Annotated in this window: 17 protein-coding genes; 9 read left to right on the top strand and 8 right to left on the bottom strand. The window is 41.1% G+C overall.

All coding sequences use genetic code 11. The annotated features are described in order from the left end of the window. Window positions 1–76 precede the first annotated feature (76 nt). Together aspS and CK503_RS06005 are read left to right on the top strand one after the other, a co-directional pair. On the top strand, window positions 77–1879 hold the full coding sequence (gene aspS, locus CK503_RS06010) for an aspartate--tRNA ligase (RefSeq protein ID WP_095605900.1): 1803 nt from the start codon (window positions 77–79) through the stop codon (window positions 1877–1879). A gap of 14 nt (window positions 1880–1893) precedes the next feature. Beyond that, window positions 1894–2604 carry a DUF429 domain-containing protein gene (locus tag CK503_RS06005; RefSeq protein ID WP_095605899.1) on the top strand — a complete coding sequence of 237 codons (711 nt, stop codon included), beginning with the start codon at window positions 1894–1896 and terminating at the stop codon, window positions 2602–2604. A gap of 36 nt (window positions 2605–2640) precedes the next feature. Here the strand turns inward: CK503_RS06005 and sthA are convergent, their stop codons facing one another. Next, complete coding sequence (sthA, locus tag CK503_RS06000) at window positions 2641–4101, bottom strand: Si-specific NAD(P)(+) transhydrogenase (RefSeq protein ID WP_095605898.1); 1461 nt, start codon at window positions 4099–4101, stop codon at window positions 2641–2643. A gap of 239 nt (window positions 4102–4340) precedes the next feature. On the opposite strand from sthA, the gene CK503_RS05995 reads away from it, so the two are divergent. The 5 genes from CK503_RS05995 to hflC all read left to right on the top strand — a co-directional run bounded on the left by CK503_RS05995 (window position 4341) and on the right by hflC (window position 10337). After that, window positions 4341–4949 carry a superoxide dismutase gene (locus CK503_RS05995; RefSeq protein ID WP_095605897.1) on the top strand — a complete coding sequence of 203 codons (609 nt, stop codon included), beginning with the start codon at window positions 4341–4343 and terminating at the stop codon, window positions 4947–4949. A gap of 126 nt (window positions 4950–5075) precedes the next feature. Beyond that, window positions 5076–5537: a BrxA/BrxB family bacilliredoxin gene (locus tag CK503_RS05990; RefSeq protein WP_095605896.1), complete on the top strand. Its 462-nt coding sequence runs from the start codon at window positions 5076–5078 to the stop codon at window positions 5535–5537. Between the two features lie 242 nt (window positions 5538–5779). Then, window positions 5780–8314 (top strand): PP2C family protein-serine/threonine phosphatase, encoded by a 2535-nt coding sequence (locus tag CK503_RS05985; RefSeq protein ID WP_095605895.1) that lies wholly within the window; start codon window positions 5780–5782, stop codon window positions 8312–8314. Window positions 8315–8367: 53 nt separating this feature from the next. Beyond that, window positions 8368–9387 (top strand): FtsH protease activity modulator HflK, encoded by a 1020-nt coding sequence (gene hflK, locus CK503_RS05980; RefSeq protein ID WP_095605894.1) that lies wholly within the window; start codon window positions 8368–8370, stop codon window positions 9385–9387. Between the two features lie 2 nt (window positions 9388–9389). After that, a complete protein-coding gene (hflC, locus tag CK503_RS05975; protein ID WP_095605893.1) occupies window positions 9390–10337 on the top strand; it encodes a protease modulator HflC in 948 nt (315 codons plus the stop codon). An 81-nt stretch (window positions 10338–10418) separates the two neighbouring features. Here the strand turns inward: hflC and CK503_RS05970 are convergent, their stop codons facing one another. The 4 genes from CK503_RS05970 to CK503_RS05955 all read right to left on the bottom strand — a co-directional run bounded on the left by CK503_RS05970 (window position 10419) and on the right by CK503_RS05955 (window position 13613). Next, a complete protein-coding gene (locus CK503_RS05970; protein WP_095605892.1) occupies window positions 10419–11744 on the bottom strand; it encodes an ABC1 kinase family protein in 1326 nt (441 codons plus the stop codon). A 3-nt stretch (window positions 11745–11747) separates the two neighbouring features. Then, window positions 11748–12446 carry a TetR/AcrR family transcriptional regulator gene (locus tag CK503_RS05965; protein WP_095605891.1) on the bottom strand — a complete coding sequence of 233 codons (699 nt, stop codon included), beginning with the start codon at window positions 12444–12446 and terminating at the stop codon, window positions 11748–11750. A gap of 2 nt (window positions 12447–12448) precedes the next feature. Further along, entirely contained in the window at window positions 12449–12886 is a 438-nt protein-coding gene (locus CK503_RS05960) for a LexA family protein (protein ID WP_095605890.1), read from the bottom strand. Window positions 12887–13037: 151 nt separating this feature from the next. Further along, a complete protein-coding gene (locus CK503_RS05955) occupies window positions 13038–13613 on the bottom strand; it encodes a DinB family protein (protein ID WP_095605889.1) in 576 nt (191 codons plus the stop codon). A gap of 118 nt (window positions 13614–13731) precedes the next feature. Here CK503_RS05955 and CK503_RS05950 point away from each other — a divergent pair, with 118 nt between their 5' ends. Then, a complete protein-coding gene (locus CK503_RS05950) occupies window positions 13732–14619 on the top strand; it encodes a YihY/virulence factor BrkB family protein (protein ID WP_095605888.1) in 888 nt (295 codons plus the stop codon). Window positions 14620–14631: 12 nt separating this feature from the next. Here the strand turns inward: CK503_RS05950 and CK503_RS05945 are convergent, their stop codons facing one another. Then, window positions 14632–15750, bottom strand: a complete 1119-nt coding sequence (locus CK503_RS05945; RefSeq protein WP_095605887.1) for a glycoside hydrolase family 3 protein — start codon at window positions 15748–15750, stop codon at window positions 14632–14634. 356 nt (window positions 15751–16106) lie between these two features. Between CK503_RS05945 and CK503_RS05940 the strand changes: the two genes are divergently transcribed. After that, window positions 16107–16844, top strand: a complete 738-nt coding sequence (locus CK503_RS05940; RefSeq protein WP_095605886.1) for a tetratricopeptide repeat protein — start codon at window positions 16107–16109, stop codon at window positions 16842–16844. 107 nt (window positions 16845–16951) lie between these two features. On the opposite strand, the gene CK503_RS05935 is transcribed toward CK503_RS05940, so the two are convergent. Together CK503_RS05935 and CK503_RS15980 are read right to left on the bottom strand one after the other, a co-directional pair. Beyond that, window positions 16952–20179 (bottom strand): CHAT domain-containing protein, encoded by a 3228-nt coding sequence (locus tag CK503_RS05935; protein ID WP_095605885.1) that lies wholly within the window; start codon window positions 20177–20179, stop codon window positions 16952–16954. A gap of 98 nt (window positions 20180–20277) precedes the next feature. Further along, a complete protein-coding gene (locus tag CK503_RS15980) occupies window positions 20278–20466 on the bottom strand; it encodes a hypothetical protein (protein WP_095606952.1) in 189 nt (62 codons plus the stop codon). Window positions 20467–20511 lie beyond the last annotated feature (45 nt).

Raw genomic sequence — 20511 nt, 5'->3', positions numbered from 1 at the left:
AGCGATTGGTTGTCATATTACTTATTTTCAAAACTTCTGAAAAACGATTTTAAATTATTAGAAAGTAGTAACATTTATGACCTGGAAACGAACCCATCACTGCTCCGAATTAACATTAGAAAATACCGGCGAAGAAGTTGTCCTTAACGGCTGGGTGGCAACGCGACGTGATTTGGGCGGGGTAATATTTATCGACCTGCGCGACCGTTACGGTATAACGCAGATCGTGTTTTATGAAACCAATGATGACCTTCATGAAAAAGCCGAGGAGCTGCGAACAGAATATGTGATTGGGATAAAAGGCGTAGTTGAAAAACGGGGTGAAGAAAATATTAATCCGGAGCTGACTACCGGGGAGATTGAAATCCGTGTTACCGATCTTGAGATTTATTCCAAGGCCGAAACAACCCCCTTTGAAATTAAGGACGGCATAAAAACAAGCGAAGAGCTGCGCCTTGAGTATCGCTATTTGGACCTCCGACGGCCCGAGATTCAGGAGAATATAATGATGCGTTCTGATTTCTATCAGTCTACGCGTTCGTTCTTTTATGATAACGACTTCTTGGAAATCGAAACACCCGTGCTGATGAAAAGTACGCCCGAAGGCGCCCGCGACTATCTGGTGCCCAGCCGCGTAAATCCGGGTCGGTTTTTTGCGCTTCCCCAAAGTCCGCAGACTTACAAGCAGTTGCTGATGGTTTCCGGATTTGATCGCTATTTCCAAATTGTGAAGTGTTTCAGGGATGAGGATCTTCGTGCCGATCGCCAGCCGGAGTTTACCCAGATTGATGTGGAAATGTCTTTTGTGGATGAGGAAGATGTGATGGAAACCACCGAAGGGCTGATGAAGAAAATTATGAGTGATGCAGTTGGCGAAGAGATTGAGACCTCATTCGAGAGAATGACTTACGATCACGCCATAAAAACCTACGGTACTGACAAGCCGGACACCCGCTTTGGTCTTGAGTTTGCTGATTTTTCAGATCTCGTCGTAGATTCTGAATTCAAGATATTTTCCAATACTGTTGATGAAGGCGGCGCGGTACTGGGTATTACTGTCCCCGGCCAGGGAGATATGGGACGCGGTGCCATTGACCGTTTAACCGAGCGCGTGAAACAAGAAACCGGTGCTGCGGGACTTATCTATATCAAATTGAATGATGATGACGGTGTAAAATGCAGCGTGGGTAAGTTTCTGACGGATGAGACGGTTGATGCGATGGTGGACAGGGCCGATGCAGAAATGGGGGACTTGGTACTCGTTCTTGCCGGGCCATCTACGGAGGTATATAAACAGATGGGGCAGCTTCGCCTGATGATGGGGAAAGAGCATAACCTGATTGATGAAGATGCGTACAACTTTTTATGGGTTACTGATTTTCCACTGGTGGAGTACAGCAAAGAAGATCATCGCTACCATTCCTTGCACCATCCCTTTACGGCACCGAAGCCCGAGGATTTGGATAAGCTCGAAGAGAATCCTGAAGAGGTTCGTTCTCGGGCCTATGACTTGGTTCTTAATGGCTACGAGATTGGCGGAGGGTCTATTCGTATTCATGACCGGGAACTGCAAACCCGGATGTTTGAGTTGTTAGGTATTGATGAGGACGAAGCTCAGAAGCGTTTTGGGTTTTTGTTGGATGCGTTTAAATATGGGGCGCCACCGCATGGAGGAATTGCCCTCGGGGTAGATCGAATTGTTATGATTCTATCCGGAGGAACGAGCCTGCGTGATGTTATTGCGTTTCCTAAAAACCAGAAGGCGCAGAGCATGATGGATAACAGTCCTGATTTTGTGGATGAGGATCAGCTTGATGACCTGCATATTGAGCTAAAGAAATATGCTCAAAAAGAGCAACAGGAACAGGAATCTCAATAAAAAATACGCGTGCATTGAAAACATTAGGAATTGACGGTTGTCGATCGGGATGGATTGCTATTAGCCTGGATGATGAAGGAGCCGGTTATTGGCTATTGGAATCCGACCAGGAGTTAAAGGAATATTTAGAGGAGTTTGATCGCATTTTTATAGATGTACCGATTGGCTTAACAGAAGAGAAATATGTTCGGGAATGTGATGAAGAGCTTCGTGATATCTTGGGTCCCGATTATCAGTCCAGCGTATTTAATCCGCCCATGCGACCGGCTTTGTATTCCCCGACATACGCTGAGGCATCGATGACGAGTTATGAAATAACGGGCAAAAAGATATCTACCCAGGCGTGGAATATTACGCCGAATATTAAAACGGTAGATCAGTTTTTGCAGGATGATGAAGAATTGCGGGATAAAGTTTTTGAGAGCCATCCCGAGCTTTTATTCCGCATCTTGAATGGCAATAACTCAATCCTTCAAAAGAAGGCGACTAAAAAAGGATTACGTCACCGGCTTAAGTTGTTGAAAGATCGCAGCAAGTATGCCGATGATTTTTTCCGTGATATCAAAGAGGAGTACCGGCGTAACCAGGTGGATGAGGATGATATTGTGGATGCAATGGCCCTGGCTTGGTTTGCTCTTCAATCAACCGAGAAAGAGATGAAGACGCTGCCTGAAGATCCTCCCAAAGATTCCACCGGTTTGCCGATGGCTATTCATTACGTATAATCTCCTGGGTATAACGGCGGAAGATCATCCGATAAATTATTCTTCGCTTTTATCCTCAAGGATATTTTTGTACTTCACCCCGGCTTTATGCACACGGTTCACCCCGTTAAAGGCGGCAATACGATAGGCCTCACTCATGGTTGGGTAGTTCATCACATGGTTAATAAAATATCGAACATCACCGCCGTATGACATTACCGATTGTCCCAGGTGAATGAGGTTTGCAGCATCAGCTCCTAATATGTGTACCCCAAGAAGTTTTAAGGAGTTTGTGCTAAAGACGAGCTTAAGCAACCCTTCAGAATTATTGCTCATATTCCCTTTGGCAATATTTTTAAAGTAGGCTCGTCCAACAGTGACATCCAGTCCCATCTCTTCGGCATCTTGTTCAGTAATACCGATATTTGAAATCTCGGGGATCGCATAAATACCGTATGGAATCTGATCGGGGACTTCCAGAGCCGGAATACCAAACATGTTACAGGCTGCTAATCGACCCTGTGAAAATGAGGCCGAGGCTAAACGCGGAAATCCGATTACATCACCCGCGGCATAAATGTTGTCAACATTTGTTTTAAATGAGTCATCAGTTTCAATAAAATTCCTGTCGTCAGTTTTAATGCCCACAGTATCCAAATTGAGGCCATCGATATTTGGCTTGCGCCCTCCCAAAAAGAGCACGTGTTCTGTTTCAACCACTTGCAGTCGTTTATCTTCAGATTTAGACCTGAATTTGACCTCGGTAAAATTTCGCAGGGCACTGAAAGATACATCCTCAACCCGGACATTCTTTTTTATCGTAATTCCCTTCTTTCGTAAAGAGTTCTGCAGATGCTCTTTAATCTCATGATCTAAAAAGGTAAGATAGTCTTTTTTATCACTTAAGAGTGTAACCCGTGTTCCAAGAGCCGCGAAAATAGTGGCATACTCTATCGCATTAACCCCGGATCCAATAACGACTAACCGGCGGGGGATATGCGTAATTTCCAGAATAGACTTATAGTCCAGTACTTTGTCGTTATCCACCTCAAAATTCGTTGGTGGAATAGGGCTACTTCCCGTACTAACCAGAATATAATCTGCGGTATAGGTTTCCGTAGATCCAATGTGTGTTTCTACCTCTACCGTGTGTTTACCCTTTAGGCGACCAAAGCCACGAGCGACATCCACCTTGTTTTTAATCAGGTCATTTTTGACTTTTTGATTCTCTTTCTCCAGAATTTCCTGCTTGTATTGCAGCAGATCATCCATCTGAAAGCGTTCGTAAGGCTTTTTGTGTTCGTGATCGCCAAACTGTTCGTTAAAATCGAGGATATTTTTAGCGGCCTCGCGGAGTGCTTTACTGGGTACTGTTCCCGTGTTGATCCATGTACCGCCCAAGTATTTTTTATGGGATTCAACAACTAAAACCTCTTTGCCAAATTTGGAACTTTGCATGGCACTTGAAAAACCCGCCGGCCCCGTTCCGATAATAATAATATCGTAATCTCGACTCATAATGGAATCTGAAAACTAAAAAGTGAAATTGAATTTGTATCTCAAAAAATAGAATAAAATGATGAGCAAATCTCCATTTTTTATGTCTGATTAAATAACATGAAATGGAACGATTTACAATCTATTTTTGATTGGTACTGTGCATCAAAGGTGCTAAATTTAAGGTATTGCACCGAAACGAGATAACATTATTTTAATTTATATTATTAACAACTATTTAAAACCAAAAACCTAATATTATGGCTTACGAACTACCTGATCTACCATATGATTACGATGCGCTGGAACCACATATTGATGAGCGCACGATGAAAATTCATCACGGCAAACATCATCAAGGATATACGAACAAAGTGAATGCCGCATTGGAAGGTTCTGAATTTGCCGACCTGCCCATTGAAGAAGTTCTGCAGCGCATTACAGAAGTGCCTGAAGATATTCGACAAGCAGTGATTAACAATGGTGGTGGATATGCAAACCACAAATTGTTCTGGACTGTTCTTTCTCCTAATGGCGGTGGAGAACCAACTGGTGATATCGGTGCTGCTATCAAAGAGGAATTTGGCAGCTTTGACGATTTCAAAGAAGAGTTCAACAATGCTGCAACCGGACAATTTGGTTCTGGCTGGGGATGGTTGTGCGTAAATAAAGATGGAAGCCTTGAAGTGCTTTCAACAGCTAATCAAAACAGCCCTTACATGAACGGATTGACACCAATTCTGGGTGTTGATGTTTGGGAGCATGCTTATTATCTGCATTATCAGAACGAGCGTGGTAAATATGTCAGCAATTTCTGGAACTTGGTCAACTGGGATCAAGTGAATGAATATTACAACGACGCTCAATAATGACTTATTAGTTGATAAGAGATTGAAAGCACTCCGTTTATAGCGGAGTGCTTTTCTTCTTACATACTTCATATTTGAGCCTTATATTTGATGTTTAACACAAAGCCGAAATAAATAAATTTAGTTATGCAATTTGGACTTGGAGCAGGCCCCGACGTTTCGTGGATGCGTGAAGAATTAACCGATCTGGGTATTGAGGAATTAGAGACCGTCGAAGATGTTGATCGCGCGATGGATGAATATGATGACGGCACGATGTTAATGGTGATCAATTCTGTTTGTGGATGTGCTGCAGGTAATGCACGTCCCGGCGTCAAGATTGCCCTTAAGGAATCAGATATTCAGCCCGATCACATGGTGACCGTTTTTGCCGGCCAGGATAAAGAGGCCACAGAACGGGCCCGGGAGTATTTTAGTGAGTATCCGCCTTCTTCGCCGGCTTTTGCTTATTTCAAAGAGGGTGAAATTAAGGCTATGATTCCGCGCCATCGTATTGAAGGGCGTACCAAAGTGGAAATTGCCGATGATCTGAAGATGGTATTTAAAGCTTTTGACGGTGAAGAGGAAGCCGAAGAAGCAGAAAAATAAATCTGAGAGTTATCTTATCATTTTTTAAGCCGATGGAATTATTTTCATCGGCTTTTTTTATTTTGCTGAAGCTGGCATTGGCCCTCCTATCAGATTAGAATATAAAAACGGAAACAATAGAGACGGAATTTCGTAGGGTATTTTCGTTGATGATTGTATATTGGATGCTACCTAATTTATCCATGATCGCAAATATTGAAATAGCAGTATCAGAGGGATTGTAAAATAAAGGTCACTTTTATATGGGGCAGCGGTTAACATATTGGATGTTTCTGGGGATTATTGGATGTGCAGTATTTTTTGTGCTGTATTCCTTTATTTCCTTTAATGCCGGGGCATCTATAGAGCAGAGCAAATCTACGATTGAGCATAAAACCGCTGAGCTTTCTCAACGTCTCGGTTTTTCGTTAGATAGTCTGCAAATTATGACTAATCGAACCCAGCATATAAACTATTATAAAACGTTGAAGGATTCTGCTCGGGAAGAACTCCTATACCCGAAAGAGCTCAATGAAAATGGCGTACATCTTACGGGTTGGAAGGTGAGTATAGGTACTGCTCAGGATGATGATGACAGGTTCTCATACGAAACAGGCGATTTTATGAGTGAGTTGGGACGGTTTGATATCCGGTACGATCAAGAGGGCAACGTTCGCCGGATGTCGAAATATGCTGATAATCCCAATCCAACATTTGTCCCGGGCGATTCTTTGTTTTCAATTGCCAATCGGATTGTACAGGATATCTTAGGGTATAACCTTCAGAATTATCAGCTTGACTATATTGATATAAGGGATACGCTGTTAACAACGGAACCCGGATTGGGGCAGCATGCAATGGAGTTGTCTGATTCTCGCGTTGGTAACAACATGGTTTTCCAATGGAACAAGAAGAGTGTGAATACCCGGGGCCCTCAAGAACTGTCACTTGAGGTACAGCCAATCATCCGGGAAAGTAATACGCCGAATATGGCGAACATTCAGTATGGGGTTTCTATAGAAAGTTTTAAGGCCTTGGATAAATTTGAGCCTGAGCAAATGGATCCTCCGCAAAGCATTAGTAATGCCGATCTTGCTACCCGGTTTGGCTCGATGGCAATTCTGGCCATCCTTATCGTTTTCTTGGGAATAAAGTATATAAACAAGGGACAGGTAGAGTGGCGCCGCGCATTATTTATATTGATCAGCATAACGCTGGGTATACTTGGATGGCGTGTATTTTACCTCATAAATACCATGAATGGGTTTTGGAATCAAACAAGTGAGGCCCTTTTTATCCTTAATAATGTAGTTTTCGCCGCCATCTTAGGTCTATATGGAGCTTTGGCCTATATCGCATGGGAGGCTATGGCACGTTCTAAGGATGAGGAGCAGTTGCACCTGTTGGATGCATTTTGGCGAAAACGATTTTTCTTTCGAGAAACCGGTGAAGGACTTCTTAGGGGATATGCATTGGGTGGAGTCTTGTTAGGGGTCTTGGGAGTTATTCTATATCTGTTGGGTACTCAATACTATCAGGCCGACAGCTCAAACGGTTTTACTGAAGCAAGTATGCAGCCCAAGCTGTTGACGATTAATATGGCGATATGGGTTAATGTCTGGCTTGTTTCGCTGGGACATGTAGGGGTGACGGCTGGATTTTTGCAGTCAAAGATTAAAAATCGCTGGCTTTTATATGGGGGCGGAATGTTACTGCTTGGGATTCTCTTCTCTGGATCAGGTGTTCTCTTTGAAATCATAGGAACAGAATGGTACGACCTGATAATTTTCTCGTTGATCGGTGTCGTGGCACTTTTTGCAATGCAAGGTTCCGGGCTTCTGTCATTTGCAACAGGATGGTGGGTGTTTATGTCGGTATTGCTGGTGATGCCGTATTGGGGGTCTCCAAGTATGAATGTTGCCTATATCGCGTGGACGCAATTCTTTATTCTTGGGCTACCGCTGGTTTATGGATTAATTGCTTATAAGTATGGTAATTCTGTTTCCGAGATGGGCGGCTATATTCCCGAATATCAAGAGCGAATGGCGAATCACCTCCGTGTAGAAAAGGAGATAGAAATTGCTCGCGAAAGTCAGTTTAAATTAATGCCTCTGCGTCCCCCTTCGGCAGATGGAATTGACGTGTATGGATTTTTCATGCCTTCATTCGAAGTGGGCGGCGATTACTTTGACTATATTGTCAGTAGTAATGGCACGGCTGATAGTCAGGTTTTGAATATGACGATTGCCGATGTATCCGGAAAGGCGATGAAGGCTGCCATGCACGCTGTCTTTACCAGTGGGTTATTACTTTCGCGTCTGCATAAAGATGCTCCGGATTCTATTTTGCGAGAAATTGCCCCTACACTGCATGCCCGTACCGATCGGCAAACATTTATTACGTGTATCATTGCACAATATCATCTTGAAAGTAGGATATTAAAATTGGCGAATGCAGGACATTGCCTGCCTATTTTGAAACGAGACGGTGAGGCAGAATTTATTCGTACTCCGGAACCCAGATATCCGTTGGGCTTACAGGCAATTGTTGATTATCAGGCGTATAATGTGCAGCTACAGAAGGGCGATTTTCTTCTGTTTTATTCTGATGGACTGCCCGAAGCCGTAAACCCCGAGGGCGAACGCTTTGGTTTTGATAGCTTGATATCACTTGTTGAATCACTGAACACTGACAATCTTCCCAGCAACGAGGTTTCGATGGAGATCAAACGGAAAGTTCAGAAATTTAGCGACTATCAATTGGCTGATGATACCACTATCATATGCCTCAAGATATAAGGACGTGAGAATTAAAAAATTTGAATCTTTTCTAACAAGAAAATCAATTTTATATGGCACAAGACAATAATTTTTCTGGCATGGATATACCGCCACAACTCAAGAAGTTAGGCAGTAATATCCGATACATCATTTTGGGAGCGTTAGTTGTGGTGATAGCTTTTTCCTCTTTTTTTACGGTTAATCCCGAAGAAGTGGGGATTGTAACTCGCTTTGGTGAGTTTACTCGGACGGCTTATCCGGGCCTGAATTTTAAAGCACCTTTTGTAGAGGAAGTACGATATGTACCAATCGAACGACAGCTAAAACACGAATTTGGTTATCGTACAACCAGTTCCGGAGTGCGTTCGAGTTATCAAAAAGAAGGATATAAAGATGAATCGTTAATGCTTACCGGTGATTTGAACCTGGCTGATGTGGAATGGGTTGTGCAGTACAGAGTTGACGACCCGTATGATTTTCTGTTTAAGATTCGGAATCCCGAACAAACTCTGCGTGACATCTCGGAATCTGCGATGCGCCAAATTGTAGGAGATCGTACGGTAAATGAGGTGCTTACCGTGGGGCGTGCCGAAGTGGCTATGAAAGCCCAGGACTTGATCCAGAAAATCTGTAATGAATACGAATCGGGTATACGGATTGAGCAAATTGTATTGCAGGATATCAATCCACCCGATCCTGTAAAACCCTCTTTTAATGCGGTTAATGAAGCTCAGCAGCAGAAGGAGACGCTTATCAACGAGGCAAAATCTGAGTATAATAAAGTGATACCTCGTGCCAAGGGACGGGCTCAGGAGACGATACAGCGAGCAGAGGGTTATGCCGTTAATCGGGTAAATCGTGCCCAGGGTGAAGCTTCTCGTTTCAATCAGCTGTATCAGGAATATGTTAAGGCACCCGAAGTGACAAAGCGGCGTTTATATCTTGAAACGCTGGAGGAGATCCTTCCGAAATTAGGGAACAAAATAGTAACCGATCAAAACGGGAACAGTGTACTGCCGTTACTGCAGATGCAGATGGATGGCGTGAACGTGAATAAGTCAAATGCTAACTCAAAAAATCAGGGTAATTAGATATGAAGAATTGGAAAAGCATTTCGTTACTTGCTGTTTTAGGAGCCTTATTTCTCATAGCATTTGATGGGTTTTACATTGTGGACGAAACCGAACAGGTTGTTATCACACAATTTGGTGATCCTGTGGGCGATACCGTCACGGAGCCGGGTATGAAGTTTAAGATTCCGTTTATACAGAGAGCTCACTACTTTGATGAACGGTATCTGGAATGGGACGGCGACCGTAATCAGGTTCCAACAAAGGACAAAAAGTTCATTTTTGTGGATACCTATGCCCGCTGGCAAATTACTGATCCGTTGCAATTTTTTAAGCGGCTGCGCGATGAGCAGGGAGCACAATCACGTCTCGATGATATCTTGGATGGGGAAACCCGGAATGCGATAGCCTCTCATGATCTGGTAGAAGTAGTGCGGACATCTAATCGTGATCCAAAGTCGGATGCTACTATTACAGAAATTGTGGAAGATACCCTGGCTGATATTTCGGTCGGTCGTGATTCTATCCAAACGACGATTCAGCAGCTGGCCAACGAACGTGCGTCTGATCTGGGGCTCAAGGTTCTTGACTTCCGCTTCAAACGCATCAACTATGTTGAAGATGTACGCCAGACGGTTTACGATCGTATGATTAGTGAGCGGAATCGAATTGCCGATAAATTCCGGTCGGAAGGTGAGGGAGAAGCGGCCCGCATCAACGGTGAAAAAGAGCGCGAATTGCAGACGATAGAATCAGAGGCATTTCGGGAGGCCGAAGAGATCCGTGGAGAGGCGGATGCTCGTGCAACGTCAATTTATGCAGATGCATATAATCAAACGAATGCGGCGCAGGAGCTTTATAACTTTACCCGGACGATGGAATCGTATGGCAAAGCACTTGATGATAAAACATCGCTCATTCTTTCAACGAATAGCGACTTCTTTAGGTTCTTGAATGATATTCAAGAATAAAAAGAGAACATTATATCTGAGAAATAATTAGCCTGCGGTTTAAAATCCGCAGGCTTTTTTATTTTTAAAAAGTAATTTAAGTCACTTTTCTTGGGCCATCGTGTCGATCATATTGTGGGTAAGCTCTTTACTGCGTTCGGTATCAATTTGGGCTTTTAGCTTCATCAGCATATTATAGAGCCCCATGTGAACCTTGGTACTGTAAATAAAGTTCTTGTCGCCGCGAGGTTCGTTTTTGATAGGGAGCTCCCGGGCAAAACGGGTAATTTTTTGTTTGAATTCGGGACCACCGAAATCAAACTCATCGCCCATATAAGGCTTCGCAAAAGTATCCCCATAGGCCTTGCAAAATTGAAAGAATTCTTCTTCCGTTTCCGGATTCTTGGGATTCTCTTTGATGATATCCAGCTTCAAATAGAGATCCCGAATTTCCTCCTCGTTTTGCTTTAAGTGTTTGGGCAACAGCTGCATGTAGTTATGGGTAAATTCCTCGGAGAATTTTTTCACGCAGCCAAAATCAATTACGCCCAGCTTTCCGTCATCCCGAAAGAAAAAGTTGCCCGGATGAGTATCGGCATGGATAAAATCACGTTGTTCAACTTGGTCATGAAAGAAATTCCATAGCAGTTGTCCAAAGTGATTGCGTTCATCCTGACTGGGATTTGTAGCTAAAAACTCTTTGAGGTGTTGCCCCTCAATAAAAGTCATTGTGAGCACCTTGTCAGTAGATAATTCTTCAATATACTTAGGAGTAATAACTTCACCTTCGGAAAAGCGCTTATTAAAATATTTGAGATATTCCGCCTCCTGATGGTAATCCGTCTCCTCCATTAGTGTTTCTTCAATTTCCTCAAAATACTCATCAAAATTACCGTTGCCGCTGACGATTCTTTTCATCAGCGTTTTTGCCATCGACATATCCGAGTGTATCGTATTTTTTACATTGGGATACTGAATCTTGACAGCCACTTTCTGCCCGTTTTTAAGCCGCGCTTCGTGTACCTGTCCAATAGATGCAGCGGCAATAGCTTCGGTATCAAATTGAGCAAAAAGGTTTTCGGGGTAATCCCCAAGCTCCTTTTTGATGATTGATCGTGCCAGTGCTTTATTGATGGGAGGAACGCTGTATTGCGATTCGCTCATCACTTCGGCAAATTCTTCGGGCAGCATTCCTTCGTCCATGCTGAGCGATTGTGCAATTTTCAGAGCCGTACCGCGGAGCTTGGTAAATTCATTGAATACCTGTCGGGCATTCTGGGTGTGGAACTCCTTACCCTCTTCCTCGGATTCCTTTTTTCCTACTGATTTTTTGAGGTAGCGCTTGGCATAGTTTGTTCCAACTTTGAGTCCGGTTTTTGCAAATATTTTACCGCGCTCAAGTTTGGAGGATGGAAAATCATTACTCATAAATTATCGTATTTCAATTTTAGAACAGAGTTGTTTTACAATGGGGATATTGTTGATAAAAGCTTTTCTATTGGCATTCATAAACTTGACCAGATCAAAGCTTTTATCGAGTACAGGATTATACATTAGCTCTTGAAGTACGGCCGTAGCTTTATCAGTGAGCTCCATACTAAGTTCCTTATCCTCGCTGGTATCATTTATCCAGAATCGGAGCAGTTCGAGATATTGTCTCCGCAGAAAAGTGTACGAATAAGAATTTAATACCAAGGTAGAAGAGACTGAAATATGGTCATCATTTTCGAGAAACTGCTTGATAAGTCGTTCCAGCTCTTTTTCGAAATCTGTTTTGGTGAAGCTGTTGAGGATATAATCAGAGAGCGTTGCCTCTACAAAAGCCTCTTTTTCTCGAAGCATATCAAAATTGGTGAACGCAAAGTTTGAGAGTTTTTCGCTGAGAGTGTATGATTCAAAATCATCGATCTCGTCAATCATCATCTCATAACGGATGACCAGCGAAGCGTAATAAAATTCGAGAATCGATTTTTTGTTGGGAAAGTAGTTAAAGACCTCCGCCGGAGTAATATCAATTTCTTTGGCTATATCCTTGATATAAAACTGCCCATCACCTTGTATATATAGATCAGTAGCGATATCTGCTATAATAAATTTTATCTCAAATGTTTCGGGATCAAAGGTATCCATGATTAAATATATTTGTGGATGGCATGTGTCACTACGCCCCAGATTTCAAAATCAGTTTCGTTTGTAATTTTCTGTTTATCAGCTGAGTTATCACTCTTTATTATATAGGCAGTGCTCCCCTCTTTAATTAGTTTTCGAACAGTCATCTCGCCTTCGAGTATTGCGACAATAAGATGATTTGTCCGTGGGGTGATTGACCGGTCTATAACGAGAATATCATCCGAAAAAATTCCAATTTTGTTTAAACCGTCACCTTTTACACGCATAAAGAACGTGGCGGCCGGTCGTTTTATGATATAGTCATCGAGCGAGAGCGGTTTTTCAAAGTGATCGCGTGCCGGAGATGGAAATCCCGTCTCTTTTCGAAACCGGTTGGCATCTTGTTTTGGTTCGCGATCTATATTTCCCGAGTAAATATCGGTAATGCGAAAATCTTTCATTTACGGCCTCCATTTTTTATCACTAATAACGCAACATTATTTATATGGATATAGGTTCCTGTTATTATCAGGACAAAAATTATGAACAGACAGTGAAGGCGTACTGTCATGTCGAGTAATAAAACGGAGGCAAGTCTAAGAGAGAGGTCACTTATTGATCTCCTTTTAACACTTGTAGCGTCTGTTCAGCCTGCCATTGATGTCGGTGCTGATGTGCTTCAAGCAGAAGAAAACACTCTGAGAGCGTCATTTTGATTATTGAAAAAATAGGGTGAGTAACTTTTGATCGTCCCAAGTGGACGTTTTTCTGATGAGCATTTTCAAGTTGTGTGATCAGGCGATTCTGCAAGTTCAGGTACTCATCGAGTAATTCTATGCGATTATATCCCGATGTGTCAACAGGTTTCATCGATTTGACCGTTTTCAACTTCATTTTGTACGGTGGCTCAAAAAATGAAATGATTTTTTGGGCAAACCACCGGGGAGGGAAAGACTGGTTAACTGAATCGGTTGTGCTGGTATTTTCTGATATTGCTGAGACCATATTATCAAAATATAGATCCCCGTAGTTTATAAGGTGACTATAACATTCCGCAATGCTCCACTGATCTTCAGCCGGGGCTTTTAGAAATAGGTCTTTATCAACCGATAGAATAAATTCTTCGGCTACATTTTTGGTATTCTCAAATTGGGTGATAAGCCATTCATAGGTATATTGGGAATGCATAAGAAACACATTTTGGATTGCAGGTTTATGTTAACATACATAATTGTTCATTTTATAAAACCTGTTTCGTGGAATTTATGTTAAAGCTGAAGTACGGAATTCATCAAAATAAATTATTGTGAAGATACACCTGCACATTTGGGAGCTGATTAAAGAGACGTATAATGAAATGTGGAAGATAAATATTGGGTTACATGGAGCTGCTATAGCTTTCTATGCAATATTTTCTACCGCTCCGCTAATTATTATTACGGTATGGATTTTAAGTATTGTCTTGGGTAGCCAGCTTGGGGAGGCTGAATTCCGTCAAACTTTTGAATCGGTAATAGGTGCCGAGTTGACAGATGCCATTGATCAACTTGTTGAATCGTCGAGTAGAGATACTTCGGGATTATGGTCATCGGTAATAGCCATTGGAACATTGCTGTTTGGAGCCACTACCTTGATTTCACAGATCAAACAGACCTTGAATAATATATGGGGATTGAGGAATCCCAAGATAAATTCAATATGGCAATTTCTATGGGATCGTCTGATCGGCTTGTTATTCATTGGGGCACTGAGTCTTCTTTTTATAGGAGGGTTAATATCCGAAAGCATAATTTACGGATTAAGAGATCTGCTTATTCCTATATTAGGAAGTACCAATGTGTATTTGATACAACTGGGAACATCAGCTACGAATATTTTATTAGCGGTCGTATTTTTCACTACAATGTTTAGAATATTACCTGATTTGGATGTCCGGTGGAGGGATATTGCTGTTGGTGCTGTGGTAACCACGATTTTGGTAATGGCCGGCAAAGCTGTTGTGGATATGTATCTAAATGCCGAAGCGCTACAGCCAATGTATAAGGCTGCAGGCTCGTTTGTGATATTTCTTATCTGGATTTACTATAATGTGCAGGTGGTTCTAATTGGCGCTATTTTTACCCGGGTTTATACCCGTAGGTACGGTGGTGAAGTAGAGCCATACTGGGGAGCAACGTTGGATGATGACTGGTAGAGAGAAGTCTCTCTAACTCTCAATCTTTTTCTTCAATTTCATTATTCGGGCGTAGGATTCGTCAATTTGCTGCCGAGATATTTTCCCTTCTTCGATAAGTTCTTTGATAATCTTATGGGCTTTAGGGACAATTTCCGGATCATATATGGAGTTGTTGGCAAACACCAGAATATCAACGCCGGCATTGATCGCATTGGATATTGTTGTTCTGAGGCCGTATTCATTGCGGATTGCTCCCATCATAAGATCGTCGGAAACTACTACCCCGTTGAAGTTTAACTTATTTCGCAATAACCCGGTTATGGTAGGCTTGGAAAGGGTCGCGGGATAGTTGGGATCAATATTACGGTTAAAAATATGGGCCGTCATTATGGCGTCTCCCAGCCCCTTGTTAATAAGTTTACGGTAGGGGGTCAACTCCTTTTTAGACCACGTGTCTGTGACATCAACTACGCCCAGGTGTGAATCATTTTTTGAGCTTCCGTGACCCGGAAAATGCTTTAACACCGACGATATACCATATTTATTTAACGTTTTAATATATATAGAAGCATGCTGTACAACAGTCTGTGGATCAGCAGAAAAGCTGCGCTCCAAGCCGCCGATAACAGGATTGTCAGGATTGGTATTTAGATCAACAATGGGCGCAAAATTCATGTTTATATCCAGAGCTTCTAATGATTTTCCCATTTTCCGAGCATAGAAACTGGTGCTGTCAACGTTATCCAGTCTCCCAAGATATTCCGCTGATTTAATCTCAGGAAATCCCATTGCTGGTTTTAATCGGGCTACTTGTCCTCCTTCTTGATCAATAGAAACAATAAGTGGAGAATCAGTTAATTTCTTAAGGTCGTTGACAAGTGTTTCTAGCTGTTCTGGAGATTGGATATTTCGTTCCGAAGATTTTGAGGGAACGTCGTAATCAAAAAGTATTACTCCGCCTAAATGATGTTTTTTTATATCACGCACAATGTGATTGGTATCAGCCAGTGCAGTCCCCCGGAATCCCACTAAAAGCATCTGCCCGATTTTTTCATCGAGAGATACATTCTTCTTCGAAAATGAAGATTGACTGTAGGAAGGATTTATAATTAGTAGGGAGAAAAGAATAATTAGCAATAAACGAGACATATCAATGATTTTATCTGGTAGCAGATAGTTGAATGTAAGAGATAATAAAATAGAATTATCAATAATACTTTATTTCTTTAGGTAAAGAAAATAGAACAGGTGGGTTAAACGTATTGAATTATTAGATGATTGTTATTTTTTTAAAACCATTATTTTCTCAAACTTTGTAGCGAAAACAGGCTATTTTCGGGTTTGGAGTTATACGCAGACAGGTAACTATCCGGCGGGATAAATATTTTGTAACAAATGGGTAATAGTCTACTCTTGTAAAGTGAATAAAATTAAAGGAGGTTATTTAACATTATTATGCACGTAGATACCTTGAGTTTGCGTGTTAATTTTTAGGAAAAAAAGTCATGATCGAGAGTTTTAATAAAAAAGAACTGGAAGAAAAAATAGACCAGTATGTAAATGGTCAGCTTTCCGCTCAGGAAGTCGATGAATTATGGGCTGAGCTAATTCAGGATGGATATCACTTGGATTATCTCAAAAGTGTAGCTAATCTCAAAGCCGTGATTGAGCGGAAAAGAGAAGAGGAAAAGAGTACAAACAAAAAGGAATATTGGTATTATGCAGCAGCTGCAGTTATTGCATTGCTTATTGCAGTAGTTGGCGTAATGAATATTTCCACCCAGCAGCAATCTTCAGTTGAACCTGTATCAAGTATAGAATTGGATTATTACCGTTCTGGTGATGGTGCTATTTCTTCCTCTTCTGATAAGGAGGTGATACGAAATGCTATAAAGCTTGCTAATACCGGGCGTGAAAACGAGGCGATATCGTTATTGCAGTCTGAGCTGGAAGATGCTTCAGAGCCGGGATGGATTGCTGAGCTGAGTCTTAATTTAGGTTCTCTGCATTACAATAATGGGAATTATGATAATGCTATTGAACATTATGAAAGAGTGGTATCCCATAAAGACAATGAGAATGTGGATGTACTTATGTTAGAGAAGGCCTACTGGTATATTGGCAATGCCCACTTCCATTTGGATCAGCTGGTTGATGCAAAAACGAATATTGAAAAAGCGTATGAGTTAAACGGAGCTTATCGCCGGGTTGCTCAAAGCTATCTGAATGCTTTGTCTGATTAATCTGAAACCTTTGTTGTTCAATAGTGAATAACGAAGGAATAGTAGAGAGCTATTTGCCCTCATTTGCTTGTCGAAAGAGAGGTAACGGCTCTTTACTATATGTACAATCAGCGTTTTGAAAAGATAATTCCTTGCTGCGTAAGATAAGACAGCCCAACCATGAGCAGGAAGTAGAAAATAAATGCACCTGCCATTGCCAGGTTTTTATTCTGTTGGGGCTTAACAATCGGATCAGTATTTCCGATTAACATATAGGGACCCCAGAAATGAGGATCTGCATTTTTGGTGTTTATAAAGTGCTGTTTGGCAGATCTTAGTGCTTCAGCTTTTGATTTCCCCTCATTTAAATTAGAGTAAAACTGAACAGCAAATTCAGAGGCAAGCTTATCGTTCACTGACCATAAGTTGAGTATCAATGATTCGGCACCGGCATACCGCAGTGCTCTACTGATACCCATTACCCCGGTACCCTGGATATATGATCCGGACCCCGATTCACATGAGTTAAGCATTACCATTTCATTGCTGAGGTCCATTTCAAATAATTCATAGGCAAAAAACCGATCGTCAAAAGTGCTGTCGCTATCGGCTGTAGATTTGTTAAAATAGACCGTAGAAAACATCGGATCACGTTCCGACACTTCACTGTGGGTTGCTAAATGGATGATTTGAGAGTGCGGGGCCGTTTGCTTAAAAGTGGATTTGGTTGATTGTTTATTGATGTAGGTTTCGACTTGGGAAAGGTTAGTGAGGCTTTTTGCTATCTGGACAACTTCAGATTGAGCATAAGGTAACGGTACTAATGATTGGTTCGCATAGTTTTCAAAGTTTGACACCCCGTATCCCACATAATTCATTCGGGCTTTAGAAGTAGAAGGTGATGAAGAACGGTTCGGGGTTTTAAAATCCTCCAGCGTGGTTAGGTATTGTGTGTTAAACTTCTCGATGGCATACGTTGCCTCTCCGTAGCTGTAGCTATTAGAGGGTGCTTCCAAGGGAAGAATATCCAATGGAAGCTGATAGAAGTAGCTGTCGGGAATAAGCGTAATTTTATCGATGTAATGGGGAATCTCATTTAACTCCAGGATCTGGGAAATCTTATAAAGAGAATCAAGGTTGGTTTCACGAGTTGCTATCTGTTGAGCAGCATTACTAAACAGCTGTCGTCGATTGTCATCCAGATCAATGGTTTTTAGGTCTATTTCAGTGCGGGATATTTTGGCGATATAATATTGGTCTTTGAGTTCTGTTATGTGCAGCAAGAGCTCTCGGCCTGACAGTTTATTTTGAATTTGGCGAATAGAGGTGGGGGTCAGATCAATATTTTTGGTTAGCCGACGGTCGTACTTTCGTTTTTTGGTATTCAACTGGTTGATCTGCTGTCGAATTTCAAATTGCTCGTCTTCGGGTGCAGTTAGAAGTTTTTTACGGACGACATCAAGCTGATCGGTTATCTGCTTGTATTCCGTTAATTCCGATTCGTTCAGCAAGCTCGATTTAACCAAGGGGTTTTGATAAAGCGAGGCATCATTAATGGTTTTCAGTTGGTCAAGCTTTTCCACGGCTTTACCGGGTTGCCCCCTATCCATATAAATAGATGCTGTCAGTTCAAAGGCATCGAGATATTCGTCCTCTATATGCCAAAACCCGGATTTAAGATCAGTACTGCCCTGAGCTCTTACAACAATTTGATTTAATGTGGGTTCAAGAATTTCTAAAGCTTTTGAGATATTTCCGGTTTGGAAGAGATAATCAGCTTCAACTTTTTTAGCTTTAACAATTTGATTAAAATCGAGTTGGCTTAGATCAAAAGATTTATATTTAGAAATAAGACTTTTAGTCTTATTCATCTTATTCATCTTTAAATTCACTAAAGCTTTGTTTACTAAAGCATCAAGATGTTTAGGACTGTTCTCTTCAGGAGTAAGAGACAATATTTGATCATACTTGTTAATTGCCGCAGAATAGTTCTTTTGTTTTTCAAAAGTATTCGCCTGCTCGATAAGTAAATAGATAAAATGTTCAGAATTATTTTTAGGATCTAATACTTTTTCGGCTTTTGAAAAATATTGAAAAGCTTTTTTAAAAGATTGATTAAATTGTCTAACACTTGTTCCAAGAGAGATATAGACTTTTCCTAAGTCTTGATTAGAACCTTTTTCTTGGGCTAATCTTTTTGCTCTTTCTAAGTATTCAAGAGCATTATTTTGGTCATTATTTTTTTTGTAGTAAATGAATAAATTGTTAAAAATTTCGAGTTGATGAGAATAATTATTTGACTGTTCTGCTGTTTCTAATGCCTGAAATTGTAAGTCAAGAAATTGATCATATTTTCCTAATTTGTGGTAGGTAAGAGCTAAGTTATTATATATAGATGACCGGGGAATATTTAAGTTCTTTTGATTTATTTCTTTTAAAACTTCTTGGTAAATTTTTTCAGCAGCTTTAATTTTCCCGATGCTATAAAGATAAACGCCTTGTAACTGTTTAATATTGATTTGTTCTTTTTCTTTATCGAGATAGGTAGCTAATGGCAAGGTGTACTTCCTGGCAATTTGGAGGCTTCGGTCATAATATCCTAATCGGTACATGGAATAATCAAGATAGCGGTATAACTTAAGCTTGAGGCTGGAGTTTGGAAAGAGCTTATCTTTAATGAGTTGATTATATAACGGAGTTGTCTGTCCGTAATCATAGTTTAGGTATAAAGCTCGTAAATAACTGGCGTTATATAATGTCGAGAAAAGATTTTGATCAGAATTATTTTTTTGAGACCAGTTTTCTATTAGACTTGTTAAGAAAGATTCACTGAGTTGGTTATGAGCTCGGAAAAGCAATAACAGATGAGTGAGAGTAAATGTGTCGGTTGATACTACAGACTCATCGATAGTGTCTTCATTTATGATAGCCTTGAATAAGGCTTTAATATCAACATCTTTTCTATCATGTTTTAACTCAAACTTTGATGAGTATTGTTCATAAATGACTTCTCTATTTTCATCTGATATTAACAGGAGTTCTGTTAGTAACTGAACTGATCCTGTCTTAAATACAATCTTTTTAAGCTGGTCGGAATAGCGATGTTCTATATTGTGAAAAAGGGCTGTGAAATCATTTGTATAGTTACCCCTCTGAACTTTTTTTTCAACAGCTTCCCGAACTTCTGGATGGCTATTGGTCAATATTGTGAGTGCCCAAATGTTTTCTCCAACATATTGGCCCTGTTTAATATTGTTGATATAGTAATTGGCCTGTGATTTTGATTGCTCGACCAGATTACTGTCAGCAGAAACAACGCTAACTTGAAGAAAGCCAATTAATAGTGTTAATAGCATATCGCCAGGATTGGGCTGATATTAGTGCTTAGGGATAGTTGAAGCTATTATATTTTGGCCGTAAATCCATAATTTATTCTTGTAGTAATTGAAAATAATTATTCGGGCCGATCGACAATAGGACTCATTTGTTGCTCAGAATCGAAGTCAGGATTATCAACTTGCGCAGGCTGCTCGATGTCAGATTGCTCCTGGGCGTCGAGGCCGGGGTCGGTGACCGAGGCGCAGCCGGTGAACAAGGCAATGCTGAAAATGATAGCGAGAAGTTTGTGAGAGAGAGATTTCATAATAATAGAGGGAGTTTTAGAATTTTAAAAAGAGAGTACGTATTA

It is taken from the genome of Fodinibius salipaludis (assembly GCF_002287075.1).
GTDB classification, from domain to species: Bacteria; Bacteroidota; Rhodothermia; order Balneolales; family Balneolaceae; genus Fodinibius; species Fodinibius salipaludis.
The sequence above is the reverse complement of the archived record's forward strand: the minus strand, read 5'-3'. Positions and strand labels throughout refer to the sequence as shown.

Bases quoted from the DNA above. Each gene is read 5' to 3' on its own strand.
- CK503_RS05970 (WP_095605892.1), bottom strand. From the start codon at position 11,744: ATGAGTAATGATTTTCCATCCTCCAAACTTGAGCGCGGTAAAATATTT.
- aspS (WP_095605900.1), top strand. From the start codon at position 77: ATGACCTGGAAACGAACCCATCACTGCTCCGAATTAACATTAGAAAAT.
- CK503_RS05995 (WP_095605897.1), top strand. From the start codon at position 4,341: ATGGCTTACGAACTACCTGATCTACCATATGATTACGATGCGCTGGAA.
- CK503_RS05985 (WP_095605895.1), top strand. From the start codon at position 5,780: ATGGGGCAGCGGTTAACATATTGGATGTTTCTGGGGATTATTGGATGT.
- hflC (WP_095605893.1), top strand. From the start codon at position 9,390: ATGAAGAATTGGAAAAGCATTTCGTTACTTGCTGTTTTAGGAGCCTTA.
- CK503_RS05940 (WP_095605886.1), top strand. From the start codon at position 16,107: ATGATCGAGAGTTTTAATAAAAAAGAACTGGAAGAAAAAATAGACCAG.
- sthA (WP_095605898.1), bottom strand. From the start codon at position 4,101: ATGAGTCGAGATTACGATATTATTATTATCGGAACGGGGCCGGCGGGT.
- CK503_RS05965 (WP_095605891.1), bottom strand. From the start codon at position 12,446: ATGGATACCTTTGATCCCGAAACATTTGAGATAAAATTTATTATAGCA.
- CK503_RS05945 (WP_095605887.1), bottom strand. From the start codon at position 15,750: ATGTCTCGTTTATTGCTAATTATTCTTTTCTCCCTACTAATTATAAAT.
- CK503_RS15980 (WP_095606952.1), bottom strand. From the start codon at position 20,466: ATGAAATCTCTCTCTCACAAACTTCTCGCTATCATTTTCAGCATTGCC.
- CK503_RS05990 (WP_095605896.1), top strand. From the start codon at position 5,076: ATGCAATTTGGACTTGGAGCAGGCCCCGACGTTTCGTGGATGCGTGAA.
- CK503_RS05935 (WP_095605885.1), bottom strand. From the start codon at position 20,179: ATGCTATTAACACTATTAATTGGCTTTCTTCAAGTTAGCGTTGTTTCT.
- hflK (WP_095605894.1), top strand. From the start codon at position 8,368: ATGGCACAAGACAATAATTTTTCTGGCATGGATATACCGCCACAACTC.
- CK503_RS05955 (WP_095605889.1), bottom strand. From the start codon at position 13,613: ATGCATTCCCAATATACCTATGAATGGCTTATCACCCAATTTGAGAAT.
- CK503_RS05960 (WP_095605890.1), bottom strand. From the start codon at position 12,886: ATGAAAGATTTTCGCATTACCGATATTTACTCGGGAAATATAGATCGC.